The sequence below is a fragment of the Pseudomonas sp. LF-5 genome, assembly GCF_037626295.1.
In the GTDB taxonomy this organism is placed as follows: Bacteria; Pseudomonadota; Gammaproteobacteria; order Pseudomonadales; family Pseudomonadaceae; genus Aquipseudomonas; species Aquipseudomonas monsensis.
The window spans coordinates 100926-115970 of the sequence record NZ_JARKMT010000013.1; the positions used below are offsets into that span (position 1 = coordinate 100926).

Genomic DNA, 15045 nt, shown 5'->3' on the forward strand with positions numbered 1-15045 from the left:
CTGCAGCAGGGATTGCGTTCGATCATCAGTCCAGTCCGTTAGCGAGTGCCGCGCTGACGCAACGCCGACGGCATGAAATACGCGTCTTCCGGCACCGGTTGCGAGAAGTCCACGGTGGAGGCTTCTTCGTTGTCGAGGTTCTGCACGTAGTAACGACGGGCTTGTAAGTCGTGGAACACGTCCAGTGCGCTCCAGGTGGTCGGCAGGTCGTAGAAGTTTTTCAGGTAGGCCATCGACACCCGCCACAACTCCCCTCGCCCATCGTATTGATCGACCAGCGCCGCGCCCCAGCTGTCCTCGTCAAGAAACAGCACGCGCCTGGAATAGATATGCCGCGCCCCCGGTTTCAGGTTGCCTTCGACCACCCATACGCGGTGCAGCTCATAGCGGGTGAATTGCGGGTTGAGGTGGCCCGGGGTGAGCAGTTGTGCGTACTTCACGTCCGGGCTGCCGACCTTGTAGTTGTTGTAGGGGATGTAGATTTCCTGCTTGCCCTTGAGCTTCCAGTCGTAGCGATCCGGCGAGCCGTTGAACAGGTCGGTGTCGTCGGCGGTGCGCAGGCCATCGGATGAGGCGATCGGCGTGTCATACGCCAGGTTCGGCGCGCGGCGCACGCGGCGTTGGCCGGCGTCGTAGACCCAGGCCTGACGCGGGTCCTTGAGCTGGTCGAGCATCTCATGCACCAGCGCTGCACCGCCGGCCAGCCGTGCCGGGCTTTTCACGAAGGCGAGGTAGTAGAACAGGATGTTTTTCAGGTCGGCGTACTGACCGCCCGGACGGTAGAAGTTGAACAGCGCTTCCTGCTGCGAAGTGACCAACGCAAAGCTGCCGTTGCGCTGCACCGGGGCCTCGGATGCGCGGCGCACCACGTAGATCCCGCGATAACGGGTGATGTGATTCCACAGCACTTCGATACCGTCCTTGGGCACCGGGAACGGCACGCCGCCGTAGGCATCGGCGAATCCACTGCCGCCCTCGAGCAGCTTGGCCGAGGTCGCGTTCTTCAAGGTGTTGTCATACAGCCACTGCGGCGCGGAACCCGAACGACGCGACGGATAGACCGGCATCTGGAACGTGTCGGGGTAGCTGTTGAACAGCGCGATCTGCCCGGGACTCAGGTGCGCCTTGTACTGGTCGAGATTGGCCTTGGTGATGGTGAACAGCGGTTTGTCGGCGGCGTATGGGTCCGGGTGATGCTGACCCGGTTTGTAGCCGGCCGGCGCCTGGGTGATGCCACCGGTCCAGGCCGGGATGGTGCCGGCGGCGTTGCCCGCACGCTCGGCGCCCATGGGCGTGAGGGTGGTTTTCAGTTGTTCGGCTTGTTGCGGGGTGATGGCGGCGAGTGCACTGCCGGCGCTCAGGCCCAGAACAAGCGCCAATGAGATCCGGGACATTCTTGAAGTGTGAAACATGATCTTCTCCAAAGTACAAAACCTGTGGGAGCGAGCCTGCTCGCGAAAACGGTGTGTCAGGCAACATCTGTGTTGAATCTGCTGGCCTCTTCGCGAGCAAGCTCGCTCCCACAGGGGGATGAGTTGGAATTCACAAGAAGTACTTGAGGTTGAACCCGACGTTGTCGCGGTCGCGAATCCCGTTGTTCTGCCCGCCGCCCCAGAAGTTGGTGTATTGCACCTCGGCTTCGAGCTTGTTCTGGTAATTGGCCTTGATTCCCAGGGTGTAGGCCTTGCGCCCGTCGATGGTGTTGCCGGCCTGATAGCTGTTGCCTTTGAAATCGTCCTTGTAGACGACGTAAGGCGAGACGTTGACCCCGGCGTACACGTCGTTCCAGGTGCCGTTGAGCATGGCCGTGTAGCTGTAGGAATCGCGATTGACCTGATCGTCACGATCGCCGCCCGACACATAGGAATAGTTACCGGTGCCGGCGTAGTAACGACGACTGCCGTCATAAGCGGTGTATTGCAGGCTGCTGCCGCGCAGGTGCTCGGAGGCCAGTTCGAAGATGCCGAACAGTGAGTCGAACGACGCCGTCGGGCCGAAGTTATAGATAGTGCCCAGCGAAGTATTGAACGCTTCCACGCGTTCGGCGTTGTTGATCTGGCTGTCGAGGGTGACCATCTGCCCACCGACGTTGATCGCTTTGCCGGTCACTGCCGCAGCCGCACCGTTGGCCAAGTCGCCAATCAGATCGTTGGTCGCGGCGACGCCGATAGGCAGGTTGGGCCGATAGGCCAACTCGCCGAACACCGAGGCCTCACCCAACGTGGTGTTGAAGCTGAACCCGTACATGCGGATGTCTTCGGCATAGCGCCGATGCGCCTGGATATTGCCCATCACATCCGCGGTGGCCAAACCGTTGGCCAGTGCGCCGGCCTGACTGCCCGCGACACCCGCCAGCAGATTGGTCAGGGCATTCATGTCGATGCCCTTGTAACCGCCAAGATCCGCAGCGATGGTCGGTTCCTTGGCGTGGTAATTGACCAGGTACAAACCGAACTCGGTGCTATTGAGTTGCTCGGCAATGTAGCGAAAGGCAAAACCGAACTGACCGTCGTTGCGCGCGTTGTAGTCCTTGCCGATGGACGCGACCTTGAGCGTATTGCCGTAGGCCGGCGTCACGCCGTTGGCGTACAGGCCGGTGGTTTGCAGGGCCTGGCTCAGCAACGGGTTGCTGCCCAAGGCACTGTAAAGCCCGATGACGTTGCCAAACCCCGGCACCGGCGTGTCGAGCGCGGTGCCGCTGAAGTTGTTGTAGCCGGTGTTGCCACCGTCGGCGAACAGGTCGGTCTGCGAGTAGAACGTGCCGACCGGATCGATGCGGGTTTCCTTCCAGTTGGTCTGGTAGAAGCTCTCCAGGGTCAGGCTGTCGGTCAGACCGATGTTGAAGCTCAGCGCCTCCACCGGTACCAGCACTTCCTTCACTTCGGCGCCGGGCAAGCGGTACTTGGCAGCGTCCACCGGGTTGGTGGTGTTGATCCCGCCGCGATAGAAAATCCCCTCGCCCCAGTTGAATACCTGGCGGCCGACCCGCGCGGTCACCGGCATCTGCGCGACGTCCCAACTGCCGTGGACATAGGCGTCGAGCATCTCGATCCGGCTGCCGGCGATGTCGCGGGTCTGACTGGTGAAACGGTCGTCCTGCGGGTAGCTCTGGCTCGGTTGCGACGGGTTGTTGTTGCGGTAGTAGTCGTTGCGCTTGTCCATCAACTGGGTGTCGTAGAACGCCGTGCCGCGCACGAACAAACCGTAGTTCTGATAGTTGGCCTCAAGCTCGGAGGTGATCTTGTACACCTCGGAAACCAGCCCGGTATCGAAGTTGCGATTGCCGTCGTTGGTGTTGACGTCATCGTTGTTCTTGTCGCGCCCTTGCACCCGCCACAAACGACCATAGGACAGGGTCGTGTCGATCGAGCCGGTGACTTGATTGTCCAGCACGCTGAACTCGGCAGCCTGCACAGCATCCACCGCACAGAGTTGCAGCAGCCCTGCCAGGCCGACACCGGGAAGTGCCACGCCGGTCAGGCGCAATCGAGTGTTGATCATGGGTTTCTCCCTCCTTGTTCTTATTGTTTTTTGCGTGGCCGCGATGGCTAGGGTGCCAGCCCCGCACGGACATAAATCCGGCTGTGCGCGCCAAAATGGCCGAGCAGTTTGAACAGCTGTTGATTGAGTGCCGAATGCTCGAAACGCTCGCGCTGCAACTGATTGCCGCTGCTGAAATCGCTGGTCAACGGGGCCGTCTCCAGCCACTGGCCGATGGCTTCATCGAACGCTGCCGAGTCCTCGACCGACTCGGCACTGACCACTTCGCGCAAGTAGTCCACCGAGTACGGCGGATACTGTTTGTCTTGGGCCACATCAGCGTAGGCAGCGAGCATCGGATGCTGCTGACCGGCGCGCAGCAGGCGCCGCAGCCAGGTCGACTGGTACTTCTCGACTTCCATGTGGCGGGTGGCGACGCGCTCGATCGAGGCTTTTTTATCATCGGCAAAACCGGCCAACGCCTTGCCCTCCAGCAGCAACAGACTGGGCAGTTCGACCCCGGGCAATGGCTTGGCGTGATACGGCTGGGTCAAGTCCTGCACGTGGTGCACGCCCCAACCAAGGAACCGATAGCCCCAGTAAGGATGGCCACTGGCGAACGCCAGTCGCGCCAGCCCCAGGTACTGATAGGCGCGCCAGTCCGGCCAGCTGCGCTGAAGAAATCCGGCCGCGGCATACACCACCGCGCTTTCATGGAAGAAGCCCATGTGGAACGGCGCCTGCGAGCTGTACTGGAAACGCGCATCGCCAAACGGCTGCGGGCCGAAGCCGTACAGCGCGGCAACTGCGCCGGGGTTGTCGCTGAACAGGTTGATGTCGTGACCGTAATCCGGCTCGTCGGCGGCGCTCGCCAGGACCGCCAGCGCCGCGACTTTTTCGCCGTCCGCCACGCGAATGAAACGCTGACAACTCCATGGCGAACGCGTCTGCTCGACCATCACCTGATCGGCACTGAGGTGTTCGCGCTCGGGTATGTCTTGACCCGGCAATGGTTGAATGACCATCGCCAGATGAATGCGCGGATTGAGCCGCAACGCAGTGAGAAAGTCGTGGCGCAGATTGTCACCCGGCACGGCGGGCAGCTTCAGATTGTCGGGGCGCGGCGGGTACTGGGTGAAGTGTTCCCGGGCGAAGCTTTCCTGTTGCTCCAGCAGCGCAACCACGGCCGGATATTGCTCGGCGAGAAAGCGCTCCAGCGGCTCGACCTCCACCGGTGGCGCATCACGCAGCGCCGGCAATTCCTGCAACGCCAGATAGCTGCCCACCGTGTGGTTCGACCAGCCCCACGCCGTCGGGGCCATTGCACAAAGCAGCAACAGGAGAAATGTCAGCTTCATTGCTTTTAATTCTTATTGGAAGTGCTGTGGGGGTTGAGCCTAACAACCGCCCCCGGCGCTGACACTGTCCAATCTCACCAGAAAAAGTCTCCGATAGCGCCACATGAGAATCGCCATGCCTCCCTGCAGGAGTGAGCCTGCAAGGGAATTGGCGGTGTTTCTTCAGGCCGGGTAACCGGTGATTTTGCGGATGCTCTGATACAACGGTTTGAGCTGGCGATACATGCGCAGGTACACCTCTTTGTACAAACGCTCATAGACCTGCTGCGCCTCGGGTTGCGGTGTGAATACCGCGCCAACCCGCGTCATCGCCGCGATCGCACTCGGAAAGTCCGCATACAACCCCAACCCCACCGCACAACAGATCGCCGCGCCCAGCCCGGACGCTTCGTACACATGCGGACGCTCCGCCGGCAGGCCGAAAATATTCGCCGTCAGCTGCATCGCCGCATCGCTCTGCGAGCCGCCACCGGCTACCCGCAAGCGCTTGATCGAGACCTTCGAACGCTGCTCGATTTTTTCCATGCCCTGGCGCAACGCATACGCCAGCCCTTCCAGAATCGCCCGGTAAATGTGCGCACGGGTGTGCACATCGCCGAAGCCGATCATCGCGCCTTTGGCCTCCACGCCGGGCTCGCGAATACCCGGTGACCAATAGGGTTGCAGCATCAGCCCCATCGACCCCGGCGGCACCGCGTTGACCAGTGCATCGAACAACTGCTCCGGCTCGATGCCCTGCGCTTGCGCCTGCTGCATCTCGCGCAGGCCGAACTCATTCTTGAACCAGCTGACCATCCAGTAACCGCGATAAATCATCACCTCGCAGTTGTACTGATCCGGCACCGCCGAGGGGTACGGCGGAATCAACGGGACGATTTCCCGGTAGCGCGCGCGGGTGCTGGTGATCGTCGCCGTGGTGCCATAGGAAAGGCACACCGTATCGGCATCGACCACGCCGGAACCGACCACTTCACAGGCCTTGTCGGCACCGGCGGCAATCAGCGGCAAGCCCTCGGGAATCCCGGTGTGGCGGCTGGCTTCAGCGCTGATGTGGCCGAGGGTTTCCCCAGGTTTGTGCAAGGTCGGCAACTGCTCGGGACGCACCGCCAGCGCCTGCCATTTCCAGTCGCTGGGCGCGGCCCATTTCAGGCGTTTGAAATCGAACGGCAGGTAGCCGACGCAACAGCCGACAGAGTCAACAAAGCGCCCACACAGACGATGGGTGAGAAACCCCGAGAGCAGCAAAAACTTGTCGGTCGCCGCCCAGATTTCCGGTTGATGCCTGGCGATCCAGTTGGCCTCGGCCTGGGCGCGAAAATAATCCACTGTAGCCTGCGCGCCGACCAGTTTGAACAGCCAGCCCCACGGGCCCTTGATCCCGCCCTCGACTTCGCTCTGGCGCTGATCGAGCCACAGAATCGCCGGGCGCAACGGTTTGCCCGCGGCATCGACGTTGATCACCGTGCCGCGTTGAGTGGTTAGCGAAACACCGGCGATCTGCGAACGATCAATCCCGGTTTGCGCCCACACCTGCTGGCAGGCCTCGCCGAGTTTCGCCCAGTAATATTCCGGGTCCTGCTCGGCCCAACCCGGTTGCGTCGAGTAATACGCCTGCAATTGGACCTTGCCTTTGCCGAGCAGATTGCCCTGCAGATCGAAGAGCAATGCGCGCACGCTCTGGGTGCCGTTGTCGATCGCCAACAGGTAACGCTTGTTCGAATGGTTATCCATGGCGCTCTCTTCAAGGGGCATCAAGGCGTGGCCTCCGGCAAACCGTGATGGCGTTGCCACAACACCCGGTAACGCTGCTGCTCTTGCTGCCAGTGTGCATCGTCCCAGCCCAGACGTGGCTGGCAGAGCTGGCGAATGGCAGGGAAATACGCTTCGCCACCGCGCGCCAGCAACAAGCCCAGTCGGGTGCGGCGCAGTAATAGATCATCGAGGTGCAGAACCATTTCCGCCTCGCAGGCGAAGGCCAGCTCTGCCCACAAGGTGTCGGTGTTGCCGACCGTTTCGGGGCCCGACTCGGCGATCAGCTGCGCCAGCCTCGGCAGGTCACGGCCGTGGCGTCCGGCCAGGCGTCGCCACTGTTGAGGGCTGAGTCCGGGAATGCTCAGGGCTGGTACGGCGGCGAACACCGCAGCGGCATCATCTTCAAAATGACGGCCGAGCATGTCTGCGCAAGCCTTGAGCACTTCAATGGCTTGCGGGCGAAACGTCGTCAGTTTGCCACCGGCCAGGGTCACGCAACCGGGCTCCTGCCACAGCACATGTTCACGGGTTTCATTCGACGGCTTGCCTTGATGCGCACTTGCGCTGCCTACCACCGGGCGCACGCCCGACCAGGTTGACAGCACATCGGTGGCCGAGACTTCGGCAGCGGGAAACTGTTGCGTGCAGGCCGCCAGCAGATAGTCGAGTTCTTCGGCGCTGATGCTCGCGCTCTGGTCCAGATCCTCGCGATGATCAAGATCGGTGGTGCCGACCACCGTCGCGCCCTCCCAAGGGAAAACAAAGACTGGCCGACGGTCTCGCTCATGCAGAAAGGTGAACGCCTGCGCCACCGGCAAACGCCAGCCCGGCAGCAGCAGATGACTGCCACGCAGTGGTCGCAGTTGTCGCGGTGACTCGGGCAAACGCAAGCGCTCCGCCCACGCCCCCGTAGCCACCGCCAACACGCCGCAGCGTAATTGCAGCGGCCCACCTGCCTCGCAATCTTCGACCTGAACTCCGTACACCCGCCCGTCTTCGCGCAGCAACTGTTCGACGCGCACACCGTTGAGCACCACCGCACCATCGGCCCGCGCCTCGCTCAAAACGCGCATCACCAGCCGCGCATCATCGGTCAGCGCATCGACGAAACAGGTGCCGCCAATCAGCTTGCTTTCCTTCACCCCCGGCGCCAGAAACCGCAATTGCTGCGCGTCATGAAAACGATGGCTGCGCCGTCCGGCCAACGCGTCGTAAACCGACAGCAAGCCACCGAGCACACGCGGCCCGGGAAAGCCGCCGCGATAGTGCGGCATCATGAAACTCATCGGCTCCACCAGCCCCGGCGCTTCGTCGAGCAAGCGCTGACGTTCACGCACCGAATCGCGGGTCAGGCGCCACTGGCCCTTGGCGATGTAACGCAAACCACCGTGGACCATTTTCGACGATCGGCTGGACGTGCCCCAGGCGAAATCCCGTTGTTCCAGCAGCAGGCAACGCCAGCCACGCCGCGCCGCTTCACGCAGAATGCCGGCACCGCTGATGCCGCCGCCGATGACGATCAGATCCCAGGTTTCGGCTGCCAGCGTCGGCAGAATCTGCTGGCGCCACGCGGCGTTCCAGTCCTGATTCATGGTCGTCACTCCGGCAACAACGTGCCGGGATTGAGGCGCCCGGCCGGATCGAAGTGCTTGCTCAGCGCCTGCAAGGTGTCCAGCGCCAGCGCGCCTTTTTCGCGCAGCAGGTACGGTGCGTGATCCTTGCCGACACCATGCTGGTGACTGATGGTGCCGTGGTTGTCGACGATGGCCTGGCTGGCCGCGTGTTTGAGTGCCTGCCAGCGCGCCAGCGTCGCCGGGTAATCCGCCGCCGGGCGAAACACATAGGTGGTGTAGATGCTCGAACCTTCGCCGTAGACGTGGGACAAGTGGGTGAACACATGCACCCGCTCGCCCTCCGCTGCCAGGGCATCGCGCAGGCTGTTTTCGATCAGGTTGAGCAAGTGGTCGACGTTGCTCCAGTCGGTGGCCGTTTCCAGGGTATCGACCACGTAACCGGCGTTCCACAGGTTCTCGCGCAGGTAGGGAAAACGGAAACGGTTCTGCGCCCACTTCTTGCCGAGCAGGGTGCCGGTGAACACCCCGCCAAAGGCTTTCAGATGCTGCCGGGCCTGGGTCAATGACAGCGCGTTCTGCCGACGATTGCCGGTCACGCCGAAGGTCAGCAGGCACTTGCCCTCACCGGCGCCGCGCAGGCTCAGGTATTTCTCCAGCCAGGCGATTTGCTGTGGATGCCCGGCCAGCGCCAGTTGGGTTTCGGTTTCCACGGCGTTGGACAGACGCAGCATCGACAGCGGCACCCGCGTCTGGGCCAATTGGCGGATCGCTTGCAGCGCCTTGCTCCAACTGGGCAGGAAGACGCCATAAAAACGCTCATCGGCGGGCAACGGACTGACCCGCACTTTGACCTCGGAAATGATCCCGAAACGGCCCTCGCTGCCGAGCACCACTTCGCGCAGATCAGGCCCTGCGGCGGAGGCCGGGAAGGTCGGGATGTCCAGAGGTCCGGCAAAGGTTTCCAGGGTGCCGCCAGCGAACAATTGCTCGATGCGCCCGTAGCGCAACGACTGCTGGCCGCTGGAGCGACTGGCGACCCAACCGCCCAGCGTCGACAACTCCCACGACTGCGGAAAATGCCCCAACGTGTAGCCGCGAGCGCGTAGCTGACTTTCCACCTGCGGGCCGCTGGCGCCGGGGCCGAACGTCGCCAGTTGGCTGGCCTCGTCGAGGTCGCTCAGGCGATTCATCCGCGCCAGCGACACCGTCACCACCGGCCGCGTCGAATCCGGCGGATTGATGTGCCCGGCCACCGAGGTGCCGCCGCCGTAGGGAATCAGGCACAGGTCCTGTTCATGGGCGAGCGCCAGCAATTGGCGGATCTGCTCGGCGGTTTCGGGAAACGCCACGGCGTCGGGATAGTTGCCCAGCGCGCCTTTGCGCAGCGCCAGCCAGTCCGGCAGGCTCTGGCCGCGGGCATGCAGCAGGCGGTCATGGGCATCGACGCTGTACAACGCGTGCTGCGCCAGCCGCGAGGCCGGCACCCGCGCCAGTGCCGACTCCAGTGAGGCATCCGGCAGCGCGCGCCCGGCCCCCAGCCGTTCGTTGAGAAAACTCGCGCCCTGGGCCGGCAGTTCGACCACCGTGCCTGCCTCTCCCCAGCCGTTCCAGCGTCGCATGCGTGTGTCCTTCTTTGCCGTCGGATCATGGATGTTTCAGGCCTCCATACTAGCCAGCGGCCGCCCGGTGTCACGGTCGTATCCGGCCAGTTCATGTAGCCAATTGAGTCAAACGTCGCGCAAGCGTCAGGCATTTACTTTAGTCGCGGTTTGCACTTACCTTTCAGGCTATTCGTCTGCCCATGCCGCCGTTGATCAAAGGATCGGGATCATGCAATCGCTCGGCTTCACCTCAGTGCCGCCCCTGCTCAAATACCTGCGCCATGCCGAACAACTGGGCATGGCCATCGAGCCGGCATTGACCGCGGCCGGATTGCAGGCGCAGCAACTGAGCGACAACACCCTGCGCTTGCCGGGTGAGGCTCATGAAAAATTGCTCGATTATTTCTGCGAACACTCGGGCGACCCGCTGTTCGGGCTTAACGCAGCGAATTTTGTCCTGCCCAATTCCTGGAGCGTGCTCGGTTACATCACCATGAACTGCGCGACGCTGGGCGATGCCATGAGCCGGATCATGCCGTTCGAAAAACTGGTGGGCGACATGGGCGTCAGCCGCGCCGAGGTACAGGACGGCCATGTGCACCTGATCTGGACCTGCCGCTATCAGCGCCCACGCATTCGCCGGCATCTGGTGGAAAACGTGCTCGGCTCGTGGCTGCACTATGCACGCTGGATTGCCGATACGCAGATGTCGCCGGCCGCTGTGTGGCTGGAGCATGCGCGCCCGGACGAGGTGACGCTGGCGCAATATGAGCAGTTCTTCGATTGTCCGGTGTTGTTCGATCAGCCCTATTCGGCGCTGGTCGTGCCGTTAGCGTACTTGCAGTTGCCGTTGCGTCAGGCCGATGCGCAGTTGCTGCGAACGCTGGAAGAACACGCGCTGGGCTTGATGGCGACGCTGGAGGATGCGTCGCTTGAGCAGCAGGTGAAAAGCATCCTGCGGCAGTTGCTCAAGGAGGGGTTGCCGCGCAAGGAACAGGTCGCCGAACAGCTCGCTGTTTCCGTGCGCACGTTGCAGCGGCAATTGCATCAGGCGGGGACGTCGTATCAGCAGATTCTCGATGATTTGCGCCAGGAGCTGGCCGAGCATTATCTGTTGAACAGCACGTTGCCGATTCAGGACATTGCGCAATATCTGGGGTTTACCGAGCCGAGGTCGTTTCATCGCACGTTCAAGAGTCGGCGGGGGATGCCGCCCGGCGAGTTTCGGCAGATGCATCGTGGGTGATTGTTCTGGCCCCATCGCTGGCAAGCCAGCTCCCACAGGTTTTTCGGTGAACCCAAATCTTGCTTACGACTCCATCACTGTGGGAGCTGGCTTGCCAGCGATGACGTCAGTCGCCGCACCGGAAGTCCGACAGGCAAATCCTCAATACTTGCAGTGCGATAAACCCCTTACACCCAACCTGTTTAAAGACACTCAGTGTTACGCGCAAGAGCCTACAAATCCTTGCGCCACTGCCTACGCCTAAGCCAGAATCCGCCGGCTTGTGCGCCCAGGGCTTGCTGCGTAACTTCAATCGGGTCACTGATTCCCAGTGATCGGGTTTAGTAGCCCGTGGTAATTCTGCTGGTCGTACTTTCATCACAGGTGCTCTCGTACCTGAGCTTGATGGTGGCTGTACGTAGGGCGCTTCGGCGCGCCGGCTTAAGCTGAGTTCCCCGGTCTACTAACCTGCGTACAGCTGCCTCCCTTCCGTTTAGTAGCAGAAGGGTTGAAGCTCAATGAAGGGAACACAGCTTATGTTCAAAGTAACACCCAACCCACCGGTCACTGACCCGGCCTCCCCCTACGAATCCCCCGACTCAAAGAAACTCCACGAAGCCGCCGAGCGCGCCCTCGACCACTACCTCGGCCCGCCAACCGCCGAGATCATGGCCGCGCCTTACAAACCCAACAAGCTGTACATGACCGACCCCGAAGCCGATACCGAGTCGCTGCTGGTGGATGCCAGTGAAACCCTCGGCTCGGCCACCGTCATGCTGCATAACCACGCAGCGCTGGTTGAGGGCACGCACCGCAAAACCCTGCAAGGCATCGCTCAAGTGGTGATGTTGGCGGAGCTGGCGGTTAATCGCGTGCTGGATACGTTAGTGCCGACCGAGTGACGAAAAAGCCCGCTGTCAGACCTTGGTGGTTTGGCAGCGGGCTTTTTTGTCTGGCTTGCGATTTTTGCCCTCACCCCAGCCCTCTCCCCGAGGGAGAGGGGGCCGACCGAGGTGTCTGGCGTTTTACATCGACCTGAACGACCGAGTCGATTATGGATTCAGCAAAGCATATTCAGGTCGGCGTAACTCGAAAGCATCCCACAATCAGTCCCCTCTCCCTCCGGGAGAGGGTTAGGGTGAGGGGCTCTTCTCGGCTCAAACGCTGATCGCGTTGGTAAACACCAACCGATTACCAAACGGATCAGCAATCGTCATGTCCTGACTCCCCCACGGCATCGCCTGAATCTGTGGGTGCGAGAACTTGTAGTCCTTGGCCACCAATTGCTGCTGGAACGCCTCCAGCTCATCGGTCTCGATGCGCAGCGCCGAACCCGGTGTTGCATCGCCGTGATGCTCGGTCAGGTGCAGCACGCATTCGCCACGGGACACCTGCAGATACAACGGAAAATTCGCCTCAAAACGATGCTGCCAGTCGATCTTGAAGCCGAGGAAGTCGACGTAAAACTCGACAGCCTTGGCTTCATCGAAGATCCGCAGGATCGGGGTGGTTTTGCCGAAGCTCATGGGGTGCTCCCTGACTGATTGGCCCCACAGTGTAGACGGGGTGGATGTCAGCAATTCGGCTTGGGCTGGCGTTTCTTTAATTGCACAGTGCCACTATGAGACGCAGTTCAAAAGATCGCCGCCTGCGACAGCTCACACCTTGGAGCGCGTACCTCTGGAGCTGCCGCAGGCGGCGATCTTTTGCCGGCATCACAATCACCGAAACCCTTCTCGCAAATCCCCGTCCCGTGCAAGAAACCGCCCTTCCCGGCGACCATTCGCCTGCCCGTCGCGATAGCTCAGCACGCCATTGACCCACACCCCGTCAATCCCTTGCGCGGCGCGTTGCGGGTCATTGAAATCCGCCACATCGCGCACGGTCACCGGATCGAACAACACCAGATCCGCCCAGTGTCCTTCGCGAATCTCGCCCCTTTCCTTCAAGCCAAAGCGCGCCGCCGACAGACCGGTCATCTTGTGCACGGCGGTGTGCAGCGGAAACAGCCCGACATCGCGACTGAAATGCCCGAGTACCCGTGGGAAAGCGCCCCACAGGCGCGGATGCGGGAACGGGTCTTCCGGCAGTCCGTCAGAGCCGACCATCGACAACGGATGGGTAAGGATTCTTCGCACATCGGCCTCGTCCATTCCGTAGTACACCGCGCCCGCCGGTTGTAGGCGTTTTGCCGCGTCGAGCAGCGGCACGCTCCATTCGGCGGCGATGTCGATCAGGTCGCGGCCGCTGACTTGCGGATGCGGTGTCGACCAAGTGATGGTGATGCGATGCGCGTCGGTGACTTGCTTCAGATCCAGGGTCGAAGAACTTGCCGCATACGGGTAGCAGTCGCAACCGACGTGCTGGGTTTTCGCGGCTTCCTCCAACGCCGCGAGCAACTGCGGACTGCGTCCCCAGTTACCGACTCCGGCGCACTTGAGGTGGGAAATGATCACCGGTGACCGCGAGTGACGGCCGATGCTGAACGCTTCATCCATCGCCTCCAGCACCGGTTCGAATTCACTGCGCAGGTGCGTGGTGTATACCGCGCCGAATGCCGTCAGTTCTTCGGTCAGTTGCTTCACTTCGTCGGTGGAGGCGTTGAACGCACTGGCGTAGGCCAGACCTGTGGATAAGCCGAGCGCACCGGCTTCAAGGCTTTCACGCAATTGCTCGCGCATCGCAGCGATTTCGCCTGGCGTGGCGGTGCGGAACAAGTCATCGAGGTGATTGCTGCGCAGCGCCGTGTGGCCGACCAGTGCAGCGACGTTCAGCGTGGTGTTCGCCGCTTCGACCGCCGCACGGTAATCGCTGAAGCGTGGATAAACGAAGGCTGCCGCGGTGCCGAGCAGGTTCATCGGGTCCGGCGGATTGCCTTTCAGCGTCACGGGCGAGGCGCTGATCCCGCAGTTGCCGACGATCACCGTGGTCACGCCTTGGCTGAGTTTGGGCAGCATCTCGGGTTGGCGGATGACCACGGTGTCGTCATGGGTGTGGACGTCGATAAAACCCGGCGCCAGCACGCGGCCGGCGGCGTCGATTTCTTCGGCAGCGCTGGCGTCTTGCAAGTCACCAATGCGCTCGATGCGACCAGCACGAATCGCCACATCGGCGTGGTAGCCGGGCGTGTTGCTGCCATCAATGACCAGGGCGTTGCGAATCAGCGTGTCGTACAGCATGTCAGTCTCCCAGCGGCAGGTGATCGTCGCCGCCACGGTATTCGTCGAGGGCGAGCTTGATCCGCCGCAGACGTTCTTGATTGTCTTCAGGATTGACCAATGCCAGCTCGGTGGCGAGTACGTCGATGGCCAGCAGCATGCCGTAGCGCGCCGCCGTCGGTTTGTAGATGAACGAGGTTTCTGCGCCTTGCAGCGGCAGGACGATGTCGGCCAATTGCGCCAGCGGCGAGCCGGCGCGGGTGATGGCGAGGATGCGCGCGCCGTAGTTGCGCGCCAGCTCGACCGTTTCCAGCAGCTCTGGAGTGATACCGGTCAGCGAGCAGACGATCACCACTTGTTCGGCATTCAGGCTGGCGGCAGTGACGCGCATCATCACCGCGTCGTGACACACCGCAATCGGGTAGCCGAGGCGCACCAGCCGCACCTGCAATTCGTCGCTGCACAGGGTCGAGCAACCGCCCATGCCGAACGCATGAATCATCCGTGCCTGGCCGAGCATTTTCACCGCATCGGCGAAGCGCGATTCGTCAAACCCGGCCAGATGCTGGCGCAGGGTGGTTTCGATATCGCCGACAATCTGCCCGTAGAACGCCGACTGCTCGGGGGTGCCCGCCGGATCGAGAAAACGGCTGCCAACACCGCTGGCCTGAGCCAGTTGCAGGCGCAGATCACGCAGGTCGCGACAGCCCACGGTGCGGGCGAAACGCGACAGCGTGGCGGTGCTGACTTCGGCGCGGCGCGCGAGGTCTTCGAGACTGGCGCTCGCAGCAAAACCAACGTCGTCGAGCATCAGCCGGGCGATGCGGCCCTCGCCGGCGCTGAAGGAATCCTGACGGGCGCGGATCTGATAAAGGATGTCCATGGCGGCGGGCTCCG

At 62.1% G+C, this 15045-nt stretch carries 11 protein-coding genes; 2 read left to right on the forward strand and 9 right to left on the reverse strand.

Annotated elements, in window-relative coordinates; all coding sequences use genetic code 11:
- Positions 1–38: 38 nt before the first annotated feature.
- From PseuLF5_RS25840 to PseuLF5_RS25865, 6 genes are all read right to left on the reverse strand, one after another.
- Positions 39–1412 (reverse strand): DUF1329 domain-containing protein, encoded by a 1374-nt coding sequence (locus PseuLF5_RS25840; protein WP_128616156.1) that lies wholly within the window; start codon positions 1410–1412, stop codon positions 39–41.
- A gap of 130 nt (positions 1413–1542) precedes the next feature.
- Entirely contained in the window at positions 1543–3501 is a 1959-nt protein-coding gene (locus tag PseuLF5_RS25845; protein ID WP_267804375.1) for a DUF1302 domain-containing protein, read from the reverse strand.
- 47 nt (positions 3502–3548) lie between these two features.
- On the reverse strand, positions 3549–4838 hold the full coding sequence (locus PseuLF5_RS25850; RefSeq protein ID WP_340134962.1) for a phospholipase: 1290 nt from the start codon (positions 4836–4838) through the stop codon (positions 3549–3551).
- A 162-nt stretch (positions 4839–5000) separates the two neighbouring features.
- A complete protein-coding gene (locus PseuLF5_RS25855) occupies positions 5001–6569 on the reverse strand; it encodes an FGGY-family carbohydrate kinase (protein WP_340134963.1) in 1569 nt (522 codons plus the stop codon).
- Between the two features lie 20 nt (positions 6570–6589).
- Positions 6590–8182 (reverse strand): glycerol-3-phosphate dehydrogenase/oxidase, encoded by a 1593-nt coding sequence (locus tag PseuLF5_RS25860; RefSeq protein WP_123464459.1) that lies wholly within the window; start codon positions 8180–8182, stop codon positions 6590–6592.
- A gap of 5 nt (positions 8183–8187) precedes the next feature.
- Positions 8188–9783 carry an FAD-binding oxidoreductase gene (locus PseuLF5_RS25865; RefSeq protein ID WP_340134964.1) on the reverse strand — a complete coding sequence of 532 codons (1596 nt, stop codon included), beginning with the start codon at positions 9781–9783 and terminating at the stop codon, positions 8188–8190.
- Between the two features lie 211 nt (positions 9784–9994).
- On the opposite strand from PseuLF5_RS25865, the gene gliR reads away from it, so the two are divergent.
- Both gliR and PseuLF5_RS25875 read left to right on the forward strand, forming a co-directional pair.
- Positions 9995–11011 (forward strand): AraC family transcriptional regulator GliR, encoded by a 1017-nt coding sequence (gene gliR / locus PseuLF5_RS25870; protein ID WP_340134965.1) that lies wholly within the window; start codon positions 9995–9997, stop codon positions 11009–11011.
- A gap of 515 nt (positions 11012–11526) precedes the next feature.
- The gene (locus tag PseuLF5_RS25875; RefSeq protein WP_340134966.1) at positions 11527–11892 is read left to right on the forward strand and encodes a DUF6124 family protein; all 366 of its coding nucleotides are present in this window, start codon (positions 11527–11529) and stop codon (positions 11890–11892) included.
- Positions 11893–12147: 255 nt separating this feature from the next.
- Here the strand turns inward: PseuLF5_RS25875 and PseuLF5_RS25880 are convergent, their stop codons facing one another.
- The 3 genes from PseuLF5_RS25880 to PseuLF5_RS25890 form a co-directional block, all read right to left on the reverse strand.
- The gene (locus PseuLF5_RS25880) at positions 12148–12516 is read right to left on the reverse strand and encodes a glyoxalase superfamily protein (RefSeq protein ID WP_123464449.1); all 369 of its coding nucleotides are present in this window, start codon (positions 12514–12516) and stop codon (positions 12148–12150) included.
- Positions 12517–12711: 195 nt separating this feature from the next.
- Positions 12712–14169, reverse strand: a complete 1458-nt coding sequence (locus PseuLF5_RS25885) for an N-acyl-D-amino-acid deacylase family protein (RefSeq protein ID WP_340134967.1) — start codon at positions 14167–14169, stop codon at positions 12712–12714.
- Between the two features lies 1 nt (position 14170).
- Entirely contained in the window at positions 14171–15031 is an 861-nt protein-coding gene (locus PseuLF5_RS25890) for a MurR/RpiR family transcriptional regulator (protein WP_340134968.1), read from the reverse strand.
- Positions 15032–15045 lie beyond the last annotated feature (14 nt).